General features: G+C 65.0%; 16 protein-coding genes. 8 read left to right on the forward strand and 8 right to left on the reverse strand.

Annotated elements, in window-relative coordinates; translation table 11 throughout:
* Positions 1–2 precede the first annotated feature (2 nt).
* The 3 genes from ugpE to ugpB all read right to left on the reverse strand — a co-directional run bounded on the left by ugpE (position 3) and on the right by ugpB (position 3,126).
* Positions 3–851, reverse strand: coding sequence for a sn-glycerol-3-phosphate ABC transporter permease UgpE (gene ugpE / locus PU724_RS15405; RefSeq protein ID WP_354420017.1), 849 nt, complete (start codon positions 849–851; stop codon positions 3–5).
* An 8-nt stretch (positions 852–859) separates the two neighbouring features.
* Complete coding sequence (ugpA, locus tag PU724_RS15410; protein WP_292104934.1) at positions 860–1,741, reverse strand: sn-glycerol-3-phosphate ABC transporter permease UgpA; 882 nt, start codon at positions 1,739–1,741, stop codon at positions 860–862.
* Between the two features lie 74 nt (positions 1,742–1,815).
* A complete protein-coding gene (gene ugpB / locus PU724_RS15415) occupies positions 1,816–3,126 on the reverse strand; it encodes a sn-glycerol-3-phosphate ABC transporter substrate-binding protein UgpB (protein ID WP_354420019.1) in 1,311 nt (436 codons plus the stop codon).
* Positions 3,127–3,452: 326 nt separating this feature from the next.
* Here ugpB and PU724_RS15420 point away from each other — a divergent pair, with 326 nt between their 5' ends.
* The gene (locus PU724_RS15420) at positions 3,453–5,900 is read left to right on the forward strand and encodes an EAL domain-containing protein (protein ID WP_354420021.1); all 2,448 of its coding nucleotides are present in this window, start codon (positions 3,453–3,455) and stop codon (positions 5,898–5,900) included.
* On the opposite strand, the gene tlpA is transcribed toward PU724_RS15420, so the two are convergent.
* Complete coding sequence (tlpA, locus tag PU724_RS15425) at positions 5,892–6,578, reverse strand: thiol:disulfide interchange protein TlpA (RefSeq protein WP_128275903.1); 687 nt, start codon at positions 6,576–6,578, stop codon at positions 5,892–5,894. The two genes, PU724_RS15420 and tlpA, sit on opposite strands and share 9 nt — an antisense overlap.
* Before the next feature lie 36 nt (positions 6,579–6,614).
* Between tlpA and argH the strand changes: the two genes are divergently transcribed.
* From argH to PU724_RS15455, 6 genes are all read left to right on the forward strand, one after another.
* Entirely contained in the window at positions 6,615–8,015 is a 1,401-nt protein-coding gene (argH, locus tag PU724_RS15430; RefSeq protein ID WP_127284450.1) for an argininosuccinate lyase, read from the forward strand.
* An 88-nt stretch (positions 8,016–8,103) separates the two neighbouring features.
* Positions 8,104–8,310 (forward strand): lipoprotein, encoded by a 207-nt coding sequence (locus PU724_RS15435; RefSeq protein WP_126058098.1) that lies wholly within the window; start codon positions 8,104–8,106, stop codon positions 8,308–8,310.
* Between the two features lie 70 nt (positions 8,311–8,380).
* Complete coding sequence (gene lysA / locus PU724_RS15440; protein WP_354420024.1) at positions 8,381–9,649, forward strand: diaminopimelate decarboxylase; 1,269 nt, start codon at positions 8,381–8,383, stop codon at positions 9,647–9,649.
* Between the two features lie 66 nt (positions 9,650–9,715).
* The gene (locus PU724_RS15445) at positions 9,716–10,657 is read left to right on the forward strand and encodes a threonine/serine dehydratase (RefSeq protein ID WP_127286944.1); all 942 of its coding nucleotides are present in this window, start codon (positions 9,716–9,718) and stop codon (positions 10,655–10,657) included.
* A gap of 114 nt (positions 10,658–10,771) precedes the next feature.
* Entirely contained in the window at positions 10,772–13,357 is a 2,586-nt protein-coding gene (locus tag PU724_RS15450; protein WP_354420026.1) for a TIGR02302 family protein, read from the forward strand.
* Between the two features lie 28 nt (positions 13,358–13,385).
* On the forward strand, positions 13,386–13,760 hold the full coding sequence (locus PU724_RS15455; RefSeq protein ID WP_128273392.1) for a glyoxalase superfamily protein: 375 nt from the start codon (positions 13,386–13,388) through the stop codon (positions 13,758–13,760).
* Between the two features lie 41 nt (positions 13,761–13,801).
* Here the strand turns inward: PU724_RS15455 and PU724_RS15460 are convergent, their stop codons facing one another.
* A complete protein-coding gene (locus PU724_RS15460) occupies positions 13,802–14,680 on the reverse strand; it encodes a LysR family transcriptional regulator (protein ID WP_127310756.1) in 879 nt (292 codons plus the stop codon).
* Between the two features lie 220 nt (positions 14,681–14,900).
* Between PU724_RS15460 and PU724_RS15465 the strand changes: the two genes are divergently transcribed.
* Positions 14,901–15,851 (forward strand): DMT family transporter, encoded by a 951-nt coding sequence (locus PU724_RS15465; protein ID WP_354420029.1) that lies wholly within the window; start codon positions 14,901–14,903, stop codon positions 15,849–15,851.
* 53 nt (positions 15,852–15,904) lie between these two features.
* Here PU724_RS15465 and PU724_RS15470 read toward each other — a convergent pair whose 3' ends face one another.
* From PU724_RS15470 to PU724_RS15480, 3 genes are all read right to left on the reverse strand, one after another.
* Positions 15,905–16,276, reverse strand: a complete 372-nt coding sequence (locus PU724_RS15470) for a response regulator (RefSeq protein WP_127285006.1) — start codon at positions 16,274–16,276, stop codon at positions 15,905–15,907.
* Between the two features lie 181 nt (positions 16,277–16,457).
* Entirely contained in the window at positions 16,458–17,000 is a 543-nt protein-coding gene (gene hpt, locus PU724_RS15475) for a hypoxanthine phosphoribosyltransferase (RefSeq protein WP_127285005.1), read from the reverse strand.
* A gap of 106 nt (positions 17,001–17,106) precedes the next feature.
* The gene (locus PU724_RS15480; protein ID WP_354420031.1) at positions 17,107–17,748 is read right to left on the reverse strand and encodes a hypothetical protein; all 642 of its coding nucleotides are present in this window, start codon (positions 17,746–17,748) and stop codon (positions 17,107–17,109) included.
* Positions 17,749–17,855: the final 107 nt, after the last annotated feature.

Below are 17,855 nucleotides of genomic sequence, written 5' to 3' on the forward strand. Positions count from 1 at the left end.
CCTCACTTCTCGGATTCGACCAGACCGCGCACGAACCAGCGCTGCATCAGCACCACGACGAGGATTGGCGGCACGATGGCCAGCATCGCTGTGACCATCACAAGGTGCCACTGGGTATCGGCGTCAGCGAAGGAAACCATCTTTTTTAGTGCGATGACGATCGTGTTCATGTCGTTGCTGTTGGTGACCAGCAGCGGCCACAGATATTGCGTCCAGCCAAAGATGAAGAGGATGACGAATAGCGCCGCGATGTTTGTGCGCGACAGCGGCAGGAGGATATCGAAGAAGAAGCGCCACGGCCCGGCGCCGTCGACGCGAGCCGCCTCCACGAGCTCGCCCGGGATGGTCATGAAGAACTGCCTGAACAACAGCGTGGCCGTAGCCGAGGCGATCAGCGGGATGATCAGACCGGCATAGGTGTCGATCAGGCCGAGGTCTACCATCACCTTGTAAGTCGGCAGGATGCGAACCTCGACGGGAAGCATCAGGGTGATGAAGATCAGCCAAAAGAAGGTCATGCGCAGTGGAAAACGAAAGAACACGATGGCATAGGCCGACAGGATCGAGATGAAAATCTTCCCGACCGCGACGCCGAGCGCCATGATCGTCGTGTTAAGAAGCAGCCGACCGACGCTGACGCCGCCGATGCGCCCGACACCGCCGAACAGTGCCTCGTGGTAGTTGTTCCAGAACTGGTCGCCGGGCAGCAGCGGCAAGGGCGGCCTGAGGATCGTCTGCAGCGTCTGCGTCGAGGCCACGAATGTGTAGTAGATGGGAAATGCAACGATCAGAATGCCAAGGATGAGAGCGACATGGGCGACCAGGACACGCAAGGGGGACTGACCGATCATCGCTTGCCTCAGCCGTAATGTACCTTGCGTTCCACATAGCGGAACTGGATGGCGGTGAGCGCGATGACGATGACCATCAGGATCACCGACTGCGCCGCCGAATCGCCGAGGATCAGATTGACGAAGCCGTCATTGTAGACCTTGTAGACCAACGTCTCTGTCGTCTTGCCCGGTCCGCCGCCGGTGACGGCATGGACGATGCCGAACGTGTCGAACAAGGCATAGACCGTGTTGACGACCAGTAGGAAGAAGGTCGTCGGCGCGAGCAGCGGGAAGATGATGGTCCAGAAACGCTTGGTCTCGCGAGCGCCGTCGATCGCCGCCGCCTCGATCAGTGTCTTCGGCACCGCCTGCAGCCCGGCGACGAAGAACAGGAAATTGTAGCTGATTTGCTTCCATGCGGCGGCGGAAACCAAAAGGATCATGGCGTGACTGCCGTTGAGCAACGGGTCCCAGGCTATGCCGAGACTTCTCAGCACGTAGGATAGCGAGCCGATCGAAGGGTTGAACAGGAACAGCCACAACATGCCGGCGATCGCCGGTGCCACGGCATAGGGCCAGATCATCAGCGTGCGGTAGAGTGCTTTCCCGCGCACCACTTTTTCCGCCATCACGGCGAGCAGCAACGCCACGGCCATCGCCAGGATTGCGGTGGCAAGCGAAAATACCACTGTTACTTTGATCGAGTTGAGATAGGCCGGGTCGGCAAGCACTTTGCGGAAATTGGCAAACCAGACGAACTTGCTCTTCAGCCCGAACGGATCCTGCCTGAGCATGGACTGATAGAGCGCCTGCCCCGCCGGCCAGTAGAAGAAAACCAGCGTTATGGCGAGTTGCGGCGCCACAAGCAGGTAAGGAAGGACTTTGTTGGGAAAAACGACGCGCGGGATCAGCTTGGTTTCCTCATCAAGCAAGGGTCGCCCGCACGGGTCCGTGTGGGCGACATTCCATCCTCGGCCAGGATCTAGTTCGCCAACGCGTCCTTGATCGCCGCGTTGCCGCGCGAGACGGCATTGTCGAGCGCCTGCTGGGCCGTTTCCTGGCCGGCTAGCATCTTCTCGAACTCCTCGTTCTGGATATCACGCACCTGCGGCAGATTGGGCAGCCGCACCCCCTTGGAATTTTCGGTCGGCGCCTTGCCGGTCATCTGCAGGATCGGAGTCTCGCGGCCGGGGTTCTTGTCGTAGAAGCCGGACTTCTTGGTCGCCTCGTAGGCCGCCAGCGTCACCGGCAGGTAGCCCGACTTCTGGTGCAGATATTCCTGAACCTCGGTCTTGGAGAGATAGGCGAAGAAGGTCGCAACGCCTTTGTACTCCTCATCCGATTTGCCGCTGAAAACCCAGAGGCTCGCGCCGCCCGGCGTCGTGTTCTGCGGCGCACCCTTGGCATCGCTGTCATACGGCAGTTGGCCGATGCCGTAGTTCATGCCGGACTTGACGATATCGCCGAGGCCGCCCGACGACTCGGTAAAGATGCCGCATTCCCCGGCAAGGAAGATCTGCTTGGCTTCGGAGGTGCGCCCGCCATATTTGAACGTGCCGTCCTTGGCGAGGTCCGCCAGCGCCTGAAAGTGGTTGACGAAAATCCGCGCGTTGATCTTGAGTTCGACATCGCCGCCGGCCAGTCCGTTCTGCTGGGTCGCCCAGGACACATTGTTCCAGGCGGCAAAATTCTCCAGATGGATCCAGGTCAACCAGGTCGAGGTATAGCCGCAAGGGGCAGCGCCGCTCGCTTTGATCTTCTTCGCCGCTTCCCAGACCTCGTTCCAGGTCTTGGGCGGGCTGTTCACGTCGAGGCCAGCCTTCTGGAAGATATCCTTGTTGTAATAGAGTATCGGCGAGGAGGAATTGTAAGGGAAAGACAGCATGGTACCGTCCGGCTTCGAATAGTACCCGACGATGCCGGGCAAATACTGGGTCTTGTCGAACGTCATCGCGGCGCCCGTGAAAACGTCGGCCACGGGCTTGATCGCGCTCTCGGCGGCCATCATGACGCCGGTGCCGACATCGAACACTTGGATGATGTCCGGCGCCTGGCCGGCACGGAATGCAGCGATGCCTGCATTCAGGGTTTCGGGATATGTGCCCTTGAAGACCGGAACGATCTGATAGTCGCTCTGGCTGGCGTTGAAGTCCTTGGAGATCTTATCGACGACCTCGGCATTCGCGCCCGTCATGGCGTGCCACCAACTGATCTGCGTGACAGCGAAAGCGGACGTGGTGGAAAGCAGGGTCAAGGTAGCGGCAACACCCGCCGCGAAGCCGAAGAGCTTCATGTTTCATCTCCCGTTTTGATTGGCGAAAGGGGGGGCTTCCGCAGAACCAGTATGTGTTGCGCATGACAATCGGACAACGATTTTGTTATGGGTCGATGAACATCATCTGATGCTAAAATAAGATGTATCAGTCACGGCTCCGGAAATTGATTGCCGGCTTAGAACTTGAGCGCTCCAACCATGGTGTGCGACCCCCTGCCCATTCTTGTCCGTCCTTACAACCAGCGACACACGCGGTGGTTGCATGCGCAATAACCGATTCTTCAACCGTACCGCTCTAATCAATTTCATTGCTTGATTGTTGCGGGAAGATCAGGTGAAGCGCGATGTTGACTGTCTATAATTGTATCGTGCACGAGCACGATTTGAGACTGGTCGCACTTGCAGCCCTTATTTGCGGCATTTCTTCCTTCTCGGCGGTCAATCTGCTTCGCCACGTCGACCGCTCGACCCACAGAAACCGCTATGCCTGGCTGATGATTGCCGCCACCTCGACCGGGTTCGGCATCTGGGCGACGCATTTCATCGCCATGATCGCCTTCTCGCCGGGAATACCCAACGCCTACAACACCGAACTCTCGGTGCTTTCGCTTGCCGCGGCCGTCCTGCTGACGGCCGCCGGCATGTGGATCGCCACCTTGCGCGGCGGCATCGACCACTACCTGGTCGGCGGCGCCGTGCTCGGCGCGGGCATCGGCACGATGCACTATACCGGCATGGCGGCGTTCGAGGTGCAGGGCCGGATCGTATGGGACCACCTGCTGGTCGGCATCTCGCTGGTCGCCGGCATCGCGCTTGCGGCGCTGTCGCTTTTCGTCGTGCTGCGCCGCCCCTCGACACTGGGGACGATCGGCGCCGCCGTGCTTTTGACGCTGGCGATCTGCACCTTGCACTTCATCGCCATGGGCGCCGTGTCGATCTATCCGGATAGCTCGATCGCGATCTCGCAGTATACGATCGAGCCGATGTCGCAGGCCTTCGCCGCCGCCGCCGCCAGCCTTGTCATCCTCGTGCTTTCGGCGGCGGCGCTTTGGATCGACCTGCGCTTCCGCCGCCATCAGGCCGAGGCCGAGCGCATGCATGGCCTGGCCAACGCGGCGGTCGAAGGCCTCATCGTCTGCGACGGCACCCGCATCGTCAGCGCCAACGACAGCATTGCGGCATTGTCCGGCATCGCATCGGCGACGCTCAACACCATGGTGCTTGGCGACCTCTTCGGCGAGCGCGCCGCCGCCGCCATGGCGGAAGCCGACGGGCAGGCGCGGGAAACCGAGCTCAGGAGCCATGACGGAACGTCGATCCCTGTCGAGCTCATCGCCAGGACCATCGACTATTGCGGCAAGCCGCACGGCGTGGTCGCCGTGCGCGACATCCGCGAGCGCAAGAAGGCGGAGCAGGAGATCATCCGCCTCGCCCACTACGATCCGCTGACCGGGCTCGCCAACCGCCGCTCCTTCAACAGCCGGCTGGAGGCCGAGATCGCCGCGGCGGGCCGCGGCGGCAAGGGCGGACAGCTCGCGCTCATGCTCCTCGATCTCGACCGGTTCAAGGAGGTCAACGACCTCTTCGGCCATGCCGCCGGCGACGCGATGCTGCAGAAAGTGGCGCAATGCGCCTCGGCCAAACTTCGCCACGGTCAGATGTTGGCCCGCCTCGGCGGTGACGAATTCGCCATCATCGCCCCGAACCTGCCGGATCCGCAGGCTGCCGGCCGCATCGCCGAGGCGGTGCTTTCGGCCATGCGCGAGGAGAACCGCTTGTCGCCCGGCGGCGGCCTGGTGTCGGCCAGCATCGGCATCGCGCTCTACCCGCTGGACGCCGACGAGCAGGCCTCGCTCGTCAGCCACGCCGACACCGCGCTCTACCGCGCCAAGGCCGAGGGCAAGGACACCTATCGCTATTTCGAAGCCTCGATGGGCGCCGAGGCGCGCGACAGGCGGGTGATGGAGCACGACCTGCGCCAGGCGGTGGCGCGCGGGGAATTCCGCCTCGTCTACCAGCCGCAAAAGGAGATCAGTACCGGCAGGATGATCGGCTTCGAGGCGCTGCTCCGCTGGCACCATCCCGAGCATGGCGACATCTCGCCTGCCGTATTCATCCCGGTGGCCGAGGACAGCGGCGCCATCATCCAGATCGGCGAATGGGTGCTTTCGGCCGCGTGCGAGGAAGCCGCCCGCTGGAAAAACCCGCTGATGGTCGCGGTCAATGTCTCGGCCGTGCAGCTGCACAATCCGAACTTCAGCCGCAAGGTGCATGAGGTCCTGTTGCGGTCCGGCCTGGCGCCGGGCAGGCTCGAGCTCGAGATCACCGAGACGGCGCTGGTCAAGGACATGCCGCGCGCGCTGGCGGCCTTGCGGCAGATCAAGGCACTCGGCGTCCGTGTCGCCATGGACGATTTCGGCACCGGCTATTCCTCGCTCTCCAACCTGCGCGCCTTCCCCTTCGACAAGATCAAGATCGACGGATCCTTCATCAAGTCGGTCGACAGGAACGGTCAGGTCGCGGCCATCGTGCGCGCCGTTCTCGGGCTCGGCCGCGGTCTCGGCCTGCCGGTGCTCGCCGAAGGCGTCGAGACGCTGGGCGAGCTCAGGTTCCTCGATGCCGAGGACTGCGAGATCGGCCAGGGCTTCTATCTTGGCAGGCCGGGCCCGATCGAGGCGTTCGGTGAGCTGACCGGCGTGGCTTCCGAGAAGGAGGACGACGGCGCCGGCAGGTCGCGCGGCGGCGGCAGCATCCTGATGCTGGAACCGGCGGCGGCCCTGCGCTCAGCTTGACGGGCCGAGCGCGGCTTCGACCAGCCGCCTGGCATCCGCTCCCGACCATTCGGCCGGGCCGTTCATATGCGCGATCAGGCAGCCCTCGCCGTCGATCAGCATGGTGACCGGCAGGCCGAGCGCCAGGCCACGCGTCTTGACGTCGTTGAACAACGCCAACGTCGGATCCCGGTAGTAGCCGAGCGTTGCGACGCCGATGTCGCTAAGGAACTTCTTCGGCTTGGTGTCGTCGCCGGTGTCGACATTGACCGCGACGACCTGGAAGCGGTCGCTGCCCATCTCCTTCTGCAGCGCGTCGAGTGCCGGCATTTCGGCGCGGCACGGCGCGCACCATGTCGCCCAGAGATTTAACAGCAGCGTCTTGCCGGCGTGGTCGGCAACCGTCATCGGCTTGCCGTCGGGGCCGTTGAAGGCAAGGCTCTTCAGCGACTGCGGCGGATCGGCCGGCAACAGCGCCGCGACCTGGCCCGTAGCCTTGGCGGCGACCTGCTTGGCGCGCTCGGCCTTGGCCGCGCAGGCGGCATCGTCCTTGCCATCGGATGCCGCGACTTGCGTTGGAGCGTTGTTGCCAGAAGCGCTCTCGCTGACATATACCGCCACCGCGCCAGCCAGCACGCCCGCCACCAGGGCGGCGAGGATCAGGCGCGGGGCCGGGAATAGTTTACTGCGGTCTGCCATTTTCTTCAAAACTGCTCCGGAGCACGGGTTATAGCGATGAGCGACAAGAAGGCCAGCAACCAGATGTGGGGCGGACGTTTTGCCTCGGGTCCGGCCGCGATCATGGAAGCGATCAACGCGTCGATCTCGTTCGACCGCAAACTCTACGCACAGGACATAAGAGGTTCGATCGCCCATAGCGAGATGTTGGCTGAAACGGGCATTATTTCGACGGCCGATCAGCAAAAGATCGCTGACGGCCTGAACACGATCCTGAAAGAGATCGAGGCCGGCACGTTCGAGTTCTCGACCAGGCTGGAAGACATCCACATGAATGTCGAGGCGCGCCTTGCCGACCTGATCGGTACCGCTGCCGGCCGCCTGCACACCGCCCGTTCGCGCAACGACCAGGTGGCGGTCGACCTCAGGCTCTGGGTCAAGGATGAATGCTTCCGTGTCGCCGAGGCGCTGAAGGGGCTGATCGCCGCCTTCCTCGAGCGCGCCGAGGAGCATGCGGCGACGGTGATGCCGGGCTTCACCCACATGCAGGCGGCGCAGCCGGTGACCTTCGGCCACCACTGCATGGCCTATGTCGAGATGTTTTCGCGCGACCTGTCGCGTGTCCGCGACGCCATCGAGCGCATGGACGAGAGCCCGCTCGGCGCGGCCGCGCTTGCCGGCACCAGCTTCGCCATCGACCGCCACCAGACGGCGAAGGCGCTTGGTTTCCGCGAGCCGATGCGCAATTCGCTCGACGGCGTTTCCGACCGCGATTTCGCGCTGGAGTTTCTCGCCATGGCCGCGATCTGCGCCACGCATCTGTCGCGGCTGGCCGAGGAGATCATCATCTGGTCGACGCCGCAATTCGGCTTCGTCCGGCTGTCGGACTCATTCTCTACCGGCTCCTCAATCATGCCGCAGAAGAAGAACCCCGACGCCGCCGAGCTGGTGCGTGGCAAGACCGGCCGCGTCAACGGCCATCTCGTCGGCCTTTTGACGGTAATGAAGGGCATGCCGCTGACCTACGGCAAGGACATGCAGGAAGACAAGGAATCGGTCTTCGATGCCGCCGAGACGCTCGACCTGATGCTGGCGGCGATGACTGGCATGGTGCGCGACATGACCGTCAATGCCGCCGCCATGAAGAAGGCCGCCGGCTCGGGCCACGCGACCGCGACCGATCTTGCCGACTGGCTGGTGCGCACGCTCGGCCTGCCCTTCCGCGAGGCGCATCACGTCACCGGCCGCGCCGTGGCGCTGGCCGAGGACAAGAAGGTCGGGCTGGAGAAGCTTTCGCTCGAGGATCTGCAGTCGATCCATCCCGGCATCACGCAGGGCATTTTCTCCGTCCTTGCCGTGCAGAACTCGGTGAAGAGCCGCACAAGCTTCGGCGGCACCGCACCGTCCGAGGTGCGCAAGCAGATCCGCTACTGGAAAAAGCGGCTGGCCAAAGCGTGAGCCGGGCGACGGCCCGATTTGCCGGGGTGCAAAGGCCATAAATTTTCGCTAGAAGCAGGCAACGAATTTTCTCCGACGGATGGGATCGATGACCGCAAGCAGGATTTTGGTGACGCTCGCGCTGCTCGCGGCGGTGGCAACCGTCACGGCCTGCGGCCGAAGGACCGGCCTCGACACGCCTTACGAGGCGGCCGTGCAGGCGCGCAAGGATGCCGAGAAGGCCCATCAGCCCGTGCCGCCGGAGCCGGAAAAACCGGTCGAGGACAAGAAGTTCATCCTCGACCCGCTGCTCTAGAGTCGAAGAGACTGGGTCAGGTCTTTCCAAACCCGATCTCATCGTACTCAAATTGTTCGGAACCACTCTCGTGAACCATTTCGACTATCGCGACGGCGTGCTGCATGCCGAGGACGTCGCCCTGCCTGACATCGCGGCACAGGTCTGCACGCCGTTCTATTGCTATTCGACGGCGACGCTGACCAGGCATTTCCGCGTCTTCAAGGAGGCCTTCGCCGGGCTCGACACGCTGGTCTGCTACGCCATGAAGGCGAACTCCAACCAGGCGGTGCTGAAGACGCTGGCAAGGCTTGGCGCCGGCGCCGACGTGGTCTCGGAAGGCGAGTTGCGCCGCGCCCTTGCCGCCGGCATTCCGGCCAGCAAGATCCTGTTCTCGGGCGTCGGCAAGACGGCGCGGGAGATGGATTTCGCGCTTTCGGCCGGCATCCTCTGCTTCAACGTCGAATCCGAGCCGGAGCTGGAACTGCTCTCGGCCCGCGCCACCGCGATCGGCAAGGTCGCGCCCATCTCGCTGCGCATCAATCCGGACGTCGACGCCAGGACACACAAGAAGATCTCCACCGGCAAGGCCGAGAACAAGTTCGGCATTGCGTGGCAAAGGGCCCGCCAGGTCTATGCCCGCGCCGCGCAACTGCCCGGCATCAGGGTCACCGGCATCGACACCCATATCGGCAGCCAGATCACCGAGCTGCAGCCTTTCGACGATGCCTTCGCGCTGCTCGTCGAGCTGGTCGGCACGCTGCGCGCCGACGGCCACGCCATCGAGCATGTCGATCTCGGCGGCGGTCTCGGCATTCCTTACCGCGTCGACAACAGCCCGCCGCCGCTACCCGACGCCTATGCCGACATCGTCAGGAAGCACGTCACCAGGCTCGGCCTCAAGGTGATGTTCGAGCCCGGCCGGCTGATCGTCGGCAATGCCGGCATCCTGGTCTCCGAGGTGATCTTCGTGAAGGAAGGCGACGCCAAGAACTTCCTCGTCGTCGACGCCGCCATGAACGACCTGATCCGGCCGACGCTCTACGATGCCTTCCACGATATCCGCCCGGTGCTGCAGCAGCCGGCGGCGGCGCCGCGCATGACGGTCGACGTGGTCGGCCCGGTCTGCGAGACCGGCGACTATATCGGCCTCGACCGCGACCTGCCCAGGCTGAAGGCCGGCGACCTGATCGCGATTGCCACCGCCGGCGCCTATGGCGCGGTGCAAGCGGGCACCTACAACACCCGCCTGCTCGTGCCGGAAGTGCTGGTCGACGGCGACCGCTTCCACGTCGTGCGCCCGCGCCAGACCTATGACGAGCTGATCGGACTGGATTCCATTCCCGACTGGCTGAAATAGGCAGGCGGCCATGAGTTCATTCCGGCTGGCGCGTGGACGACAGCCGGCACGGTTAGGAGGCGAACCATGACCAATCCGAACATCATCACCCGCGAACGCATCGCCGCGATGGAGCCGCGCATCCGGCCGTACGTGCGCCACACCCCGGTGCTGCGCATCGACATGGCCGATTTCGGCCAGGCGCCGCTTGCCGTCGATCTCAAGCTCGAATGCCTGCAGCATTCCGGCTCGTTCAAGGCGCGGGGCGCCTTCACCAACCTGCTCGAACGCCCCGTGCCGAAGGCCGGCGTCGTCGCCGCCTCCGGCGGCAATCATGGCGCGGCGGTCGCCTATGCCGCCATGCGGCTCGGCCACAAGGCGACCATCTTCGTTCCCGAAGTAAGCCCGCCGGCCAAGCTGGCGCGCATTCGCGGCTATGGCGCCGAACTGGTCGTCGGCGGCGCGCGCTACGCCGAGGCGCTGGCCGCCAGCGAGGACTTCGCCGCAAGCACCGGAGCGCTGCAGATCCATGCCTTCAACCAGGAGGAAACGCTGGTCGGGCAAGGCACGCTCGGCCTCGAGATCGAGGCCGACCTGCCCGAAATCGACACGCTGCTGGTCGCCGTCGGCGGCGGCGGCCTTATCGGCGGCATCGCCGCCTGGTTTGCCGGCCGCATCCGGATCGTCGCCGTCGAGCCGGAGGGCGCACCGACGCTCCATCGCGCCTTCGAGGCCGGCCGGCCCGTCGATGCGCCGGCCGAAGGCATCGCCGCCGATTCGCTGGCCCCGAAGCGTGTGGGCGAAATGATGTTCCCGATAGCCGAGGCCTATGTCGAGCGCTCGCTCCTGGTCAGCGACGATGACATCATCGCCGCTCAGAAAGCGCTCTGGGACCGGGTGCGAATCATTTCCGAGCCGGGTGGCGCTGCAGCCTTCGCGGCGGTGCTCTCCGGCCGCTACCAGCCCTCGCCGGGCGAGCGCATCGCGGTTCTGGTCTGCGGATCCAACACCGATCCCGCAAAATTCTGACCATAAACCGGAAAGAACGGTTCACGTTTTTGGAACCCGCCTCGCCTTTGCCGTGTTTGCTGGTAAACTTCCAGTCCTGAGGTTCGGGCTATCCCGCCCGGACGGGAAGGGCCGATGACGCAACGACCCACTTCCAGCGGCGATCGTGGCCTGGCCGGGCGTCTTGCCCTGAGCCGGCTGGCGACGCGGACCTCCATGCTGGTCGAGCGCGGTTGGCCGCTGCTTCTGCCGCTGCTCGTCCTTGCCAGCCTGTTCCTCAGCATCTCCTGGCTCGGCCTGTTCCCGCTTCTGCCCGACGTTGCGCGCATCGGCGTGCTGATCGTCTTCGCCGGCGCCGCCCTTGCCGCGCTCTATCCGCTGCGCTTCTTCCGCTGGCCGTCCGCCGCAGAGATCGACCGGCGCATCGAGGCGGCCAACGAATTGTTGCACAGTCCGGTGCAGGTGCAGACCGATCGCCCGAGCGGCCACGAAAGCATCTTCTCGCAGGCGCTGTGGCGCGAGCACCAGAAGCGCATGGCCGAGCGCTTGGGCAGTCTTGGCGCCGACCGGCCGCGCGCGCGTGTGCCGGAGCGCGACCGCTGGGGCCTGCGCGCCGTGGCGGCGCTGCTTCTGGTCACCGCCTTCGCCTTCTCCTTCGGCCCCTCCGGCGGCCGCGTAAGCGACGGTTTCGTCGCCCGCGCGGCGCGCGACGCCGTTCCGCCGCGCATCGATGCCTGGGTGACGCCGCCGGCCTATACCGGCAAGCCGCCGCTCTTCCTCACCGCCGACGCCAAACAGGCGGCGGCCACCTTCACCGTGCCGCAAGGCAGCGATGTCTCGCTGCGCGTCACCGGCGGCTCGGGCGAGGAGACGCTGAGCTTTGCCGACAAGGACGGCAATGCCCGCGCCATCGACCCGGCCGCGCCGCAGGCCGCCAAGCCCGTGGCGACAGCGGCGCCAAAGGTGCGCCAGTTCACCGGCAAGCTGACCGGCGACGGCACGCTGACGCTGAAATCGGGCGAGGACGACCTCGGCCGCTGGGCCTTCGCCGTTATTCCGGACAAGCCGCCGACGATCCGCTTCGCCGGCGAGCCGAAGCGCGCCGTCAACGGTGCCTTCGAGCTCAACTACCAGATCGACGACGACTATGGCGCGGCCTCGGCCAAGGCGGAGTTAGCGCTCGCCGACACGCAGGCGCCCAACGCGCATCCGCTCTATGGCCCGCCCGACATGCCGCTGGCGCTGCCGCGGCGCGGCGGCAAGGGCAACGCCGCCAAGACCAGCAAGGACCTGACCGAGCACGTCTGGTCCGGCGGCAGCATCAAGCTGACCCTCACCGCCACCGACGACGCCGGCCATACCGCGACCAGCGAGACCAAGACGCTGGTGATGCCGGAGCGGCCCTTCGCCAACCCCCTGGCGCGGGCGGTGATCGAGCAGCGCCGCATGCTTGGGCTCGACGCCAATTCGAAGCCGCGCGTGCTCGAGCTGATGGACGCGATCACACTGCGCCCGGAGGACACGTTCGACAACATGGCGCATTACCTCGCCATCATGAGTGCCCGCAGCCGGTTGAAGATGGCCGACAATGACGACCAGCTGCGCAATGTCGTGTCCTATCTCTGGGAAATCGCGCTCGGCATCGAGGAGGGCAATCTGTCGGCGGCCGAGCGGCGGCTGCGTCAGGCGCAGCAGGCTCTGCAGGATGCCATCAACAGGGGCGCCAGCGACGAAGAGATCGACAAGGCGATGAAGGAACTGCGCGAGGCGATGAACCAGTTCCTGCAGGAATTCGCCGAGCGCGCCAAGCAGAACCCGAACGCGCCGCAGATGCAGCAGAACGGCCAGGAACTGCGCCAGACCGACATCGAACGCATGATGGACGAGATCGAGAACCTCGCCAAATCCGGCGACCGCGACCGCGCCCAGCAGTTGCTGTCGCAGTTGCAGGACATGATGAACAACCTGCAGGCCGGCCGTCAGCAGCAGGGCGGCGAGCAGGACAGCGAGATGCGCCAGCAGATGGACAAGCTGGGCGAGATCATGCGGCGCCAGCAGGAGATGATGAACGACACCTTCCGCATGGACCAGATGCAGCGCGGCCAGCGGCAGCGCGGCGAGAACCGCGACGAGCAGCTCGGCGAAAACGGCGGCGGCCAGGACGAGGACAGGCCGGGACCGGGACAGGACCGCGATCCGCTCGCCCGCCCGAAGCCGATGACGCCGCAGGAATTCGCCGACGCGCTGAAGCAGTTGCAGGAAGGCCAGGGCAAGCTGCAGAACGACCTCGAGCAGCTGAAGAAGGGCCTGGAAGGCATGGGCATGGAGCCCAACGAAGGATTTGGCGAAGCCGGCAAGTCGATGGGCAATGCCGAGCAGGCGCTGGGCGAAGGCGAAGGCGACCAGGCCGTCGGCCATCAGGGCCGCGCGCTGGAAGCGCTGCGCCGTGGCGCCAAGGACATGATGAAGCAGCTGCAGGCCATGCAGGGCGACCAGGGCGGCAGCGAGCAGGGCGGCCGCCAGCAGGATGCCGACCGCGACCCGCTCGGCCGACCGCGCGCCACGCGCGGGCCGGACGACGGCAATTCGGTGAAGGTGCCTGACGAGATCGATGTCCAGCGCGCGCGCCAGATCCTGGAAGCGATCCGCAAGCGGCTCGGCAACGCGCTCAGCCCCGACATCGAACGCAGCTATCTCGAACGGCTGCTGGAACTGAAATAGCCCGCCTCCTCCCAACGGTCGCAACGCCATGCCGAAGCTCGGTGCCGTCACTCCGATATTGCGCATATTCGACGTCGCCAAGGCGCATGAATTCTATCTCGGCTTCCTCGGCTTCGAGGTGCGGTTCGAGCACCGTTTCGACGACAATGCGCCGCTTTACACCGGCATTGCCCGCGACGGCTGCGAGTTGCATCTGAGCGAGCATCATGGCGACGGTTCGCCGGGCTCCCATGTCCGCGTCGCAGTGGCCGACATAGCGGCGCTGCATCGCGAGCTGACAGCGAAGAAATACCGCTACGCCAGGCCGGGGTTGGAAGAGACGCCGTGGGGAACGAGAGAGGTCACCGTCGACGACCCGTTCGGCAACCGTCTGACCTTCTCCGAGAGCACGCCGGCAGGGTAGGGCGGAGCCGCCGCCGCCCCACCGGATTGAAGCAGCGCAAGTCAGCCGTCGAGGAGCGCGCCGGGCGTCAGCGTGAACGCCTCGCGGATCGCATTCTCCATGCTGTCGATCGCTTCGCCGGCGGCGGCCGGATTGCGATGCAGCACGACATTCGAGGAATCGATGTCGCCGAAGCCGTCGGCCGCGGTCAGCTCGCGGCAGCCGGCCGGGATGTTGCTGCGCGAGATCGGCGCGATCGCCAGGCCCGAGGTGACCGCGAGCTTGAGGCCGCCATTGGTGTCGCTGGTATAGGCGACGCGATAGGCAAGGCCGCGCTGTTCCAGCGACTTGATCGCGAAGTCGCGGCACCAGCCCTCGCGGCTGTAGAGCGCGATCGGCACCGGCCGCTCCTCGTGCCTGTGGTGCGTCTCGGACGTCACCCAGACGGTCGGATCGTGCATCAGCACCTCGCCGCCCGCGAGATCCTGCCATTCGAACACAACCGCAAGGTCGAGCTCGCCGGCGGCAACCGCCGCTGTCTGCGCGCCCGAATGCGCGTAGCGCACCGTCACCTCGACCTTCGGGTGGCGCTTCGAAAACGCGCCGAGGGCGCGCGACAGGATGGCATGGCCATATTCTTCGGGAATGCCGATGCGCACCGGCCCGCCAAGCGGCGCCGCGGCAATCGACGCTGCCGTCTCGTCGAGCAGCGAAACGATGCGCCTGGCATTGCCGATCAGCTCGCCGCCGCGCCGCGTCAGCGCCACGCCGCGCGAGCCGCGCTCGAACAGGCTGTCGCCGACCATGCCCTCGAGCTTCTTCATCTGCATCGACACGGCCGACTGGGTGCGGCCCGCCTGCTCGGCCGCCTTGGTGAAATTGCCGGTTTCGGCCACCGCGACGAAAGTGCGCAGGAGGTCGCTGTCGAGCGTCGGCTTCATCGCATTTCACCATAAGCAATTTTGATTGCTGGCATCATTCCAATTCGTTTGCAACATGTCAAACGCCGGAGGATAGTCGCCTCACCCATTGGATATGCGGCCCTTCAAACCGGCTGCGGACCAATCGAGTCCTCACTCATACCCGCTGCCCGAAACGGTGGCGGGTTCTTTTTACCGCATGCGTCGGTTTGGGATCGCGCGAACCGGGGAGCAGAATCCTATGCAGAACAGGATGGTGCTTGGCATCCTGAGCCTCTGTCTGGGCGTGCTGGTGTTTTCGCTCCAGGATCCGCTCGTCAAGGCGGTCTCGGGCCTCTACCCGGTCACCGAGGTGATGGCGATCCGCGCCATTGTCGCCCTGCCGATCCTGATCGTTATCGTGCACGCGGATGTCGGGTTGAAAGCCCTGCTCTCGAAGCGCTCCGGCCTGCTGACGCTGCGCGCCTTCATCCAGTTCAGCTCCTACACGTCCTACTATCTGGCGATCGCCGCCCTGCCGCTGGCCGACGCGGTGGCGCTCTATTTCATGGCGCCGCTGTGCATCATGGTGCTGGCCGGGCCTTATCTCGGCGAGCGGGTGTCTTGGCAGACGCTGGCGACCGTGTTGATCGGCCTGCTCGGCGTCCTCGTCATGCTGCGGCCGGGCGCCGGGCTGTTCGACTGGGCGGCGTTGCTGTCGCTCGGCTCCGCCTTCCTCTACGGCTTCTCGCAGTTGATGGCGCGCAAGATAAGCGACACCGAATCCTCCACCATCATGGCGTTCTACCAGAATGGCGCCTATCTGACGGGCGCAGTGTTCGTCGCCGGCCTGTTCCGGTTGGCCGGGATTGAGCATGCCGTCCACCCCAGCCTCGAATTCCTGGTGCGGCCGTGGATCTGGCCGGCATTTCCCGACCTTCTCAAGATGGCGGCCTGCGGCTTCGTCGCCTCGGCCGGCATGATCCTGCTGTCGCAGGCCTACCGGCTGGCGCCGGCCAACCGCGTCGCCACCTTCGAATATACCGGCATCATCTGGTCGCCGCTGTGGGGATTCCTGTTCTTCGCCGAGGTGCCGCACTCGACGACCGTGCTGGGCGCCGCCCTTATCATCGGTGCCGGCCTGCTGGCCTTCCGTACCGAGCGGCGCAGAGCGGCTCCGCCGCTGCTTGTGCCGACCGGCGACACGGCGTGAGCGCCGGCTACGGTTGCCGCCGATGGGTGAAGGGCGGCCTGTGGGCCGGAGCCTCAGGCGAAGCAGCTCAAGGCGCGACCGACGCGAGCGCGGATCTCAGCGAGCGTAAAGGGCTTCTGCATGACATCGAGGATGATGCCGTTGAGCTCCTCGGCGCGCTCGCGCTGATCGGCGTAGCCGGTCATCAGCATGATCTTCATCGACGGGAACAGCGCCGCCGCGGCGGTGGCCATCTCGATGCCGTCCATCTCCGGCATGCGGATATCGGAGACGACGAGGTCATAGCCACCCCGCGCCGCCTTGATCAGCTCAAGTCCCTGGGCGCCATCGCAGGCGATGGCCACGCTGTGCCCGTCACGTTCGAGCGCGCGGGCGGCGAGGGTGCGGACGGACTCATCGTCCTCGACGATCAGAAGCTTTGCCATGGCGAGATACATGGCGGGGAAACGTTGACGTTTTCTGAACCGGAACATCGGTCCGGGGGAAATCCAGAGCATGCCGTGTTCGGCGATTCAGTGCTGCCTGATTTGGGGCATGCTTCAGGGGGTGTTGAGATTCAGGTCAGGCCGCTGTTTGCGGCCGGCCTCACCTGAATATCGACATGCCCTAGGCGTCGCCCTTGACGACGCCGACGAAGGGCAATTCGCGGAAAGCATGCGCGACGTCCATGCCGTAGCCGACGACGAAATAATCCGGGCAGTCGAAGCCGACATAGTCGGCGTTGAGCGTGGTCTGGCGGCGCATGCGCTTGTCGAGCAGCACGGCGATGGCGCAGCTTCTGGCGCCGCGCGACAGCATCAGGTCGCGGGCGAAGGAGAGCGTCTTGCCGGATTCGAGGATGTCGTCGATCAGAAGCACATCGCGGCCGGCGACCTCATTGTCGATGTCGCGCAGCACCTTCACCTCGCCGCTAGTGGTGCCGGCGCCGTAGCTGGAGATGAAGATGAACTCGACCTCGGGCGACAGGCCGACATCGTGCATGGCCCGGATCAGGTCGGCTGCGAAGACGAAAGACCCCTTCAGCACCGAGATCACCAACAGGTCATGGTAGTCGCGTCCGGCGATCTCCTTGGCGAGTTCGAGGTTGCGGCGGGCGATCGCCGACGCCGAAAACAGGACCTCGATGTCCTTGCCGCGCACAACTGGCATTTTCGCCCTCCAGGCGTTTTGCCTACAGGACCGCGACCTTCAGGGCCTGCGAAAGCGCTGTAGAACTTCTTGGTTTTTGCGCCGGGTCGCGCGGTTTTGTTTCGCCTCAGCCAGCAAAAGTGACTGAGACGGCTTTGACGCCGTTTCTAGGCACATCGAGGCGGCTGGAAAAGCCAAATCTTTCGCCGGGCGCCAGCGAGCGCCCGGATGTCCCCAGCGTATAGCGGATGATCTGGCTGTCCTTGCCTGTGACACGGATTTCCAGGGGCGGCATTTGCACCGCCTGCGCGCCGTCATTGGCGGCCTCGCCGTCGACGAACAGCACAGGTTTCGGCCCTGATGCGTCGATGCGCGAGGTGATGCCCGAGATGCTGAGCGCGGCCGCCGGCTGCGCGACGGCCCAGAACGGCGATTGACGGACCAGCGCATGGCCGCCGGAGACCCAGAAGGCGGCGAGCGCGGCGCCGACACCGGCAATCCAGAATAGCGGTCCGCCGCGCGACGCCGGCCGCCGTTCGGCCACGGCCTCCGGCTTGCGCAGCATGCCCATGCCTTCGATGGCGGCCGTGCTGGTCGCGCGCGAAGGCGGAGTCGGCGGCGCTTCCGGCCTGGCCGAAGGACGCGGCAGCACCTCGTAATCGGCGTCCACGACGTCGATCACCGGCGCGCGCGCTTCCTGCGCGGCACTTGTCCCCAGCCCGGTCATGATTTCGCCGGAAACCGGGCGCGCGGTTCGTTGCTCAGCCATACGGCCTGGTAAGCCCCTGTTCGCTGTTCGTTTCTTTTGGGTAAACGCAAATGGTTAACGCTTCCCCACCGGAACCCCGGTGATGCACCGAAAAGCATCGAAAATTA

The organism is Mesorhizobium abyssinicae (assembly GCF_049887195.1).
GTDB classification, from domain to species: domain Bacteria; phylum Pseudomonadota; class Alphaproteobacteria; order Rhizobiales; family Rhizobiaceae; genus Mesorhizobium; species Mesorhizobium abyssinicae.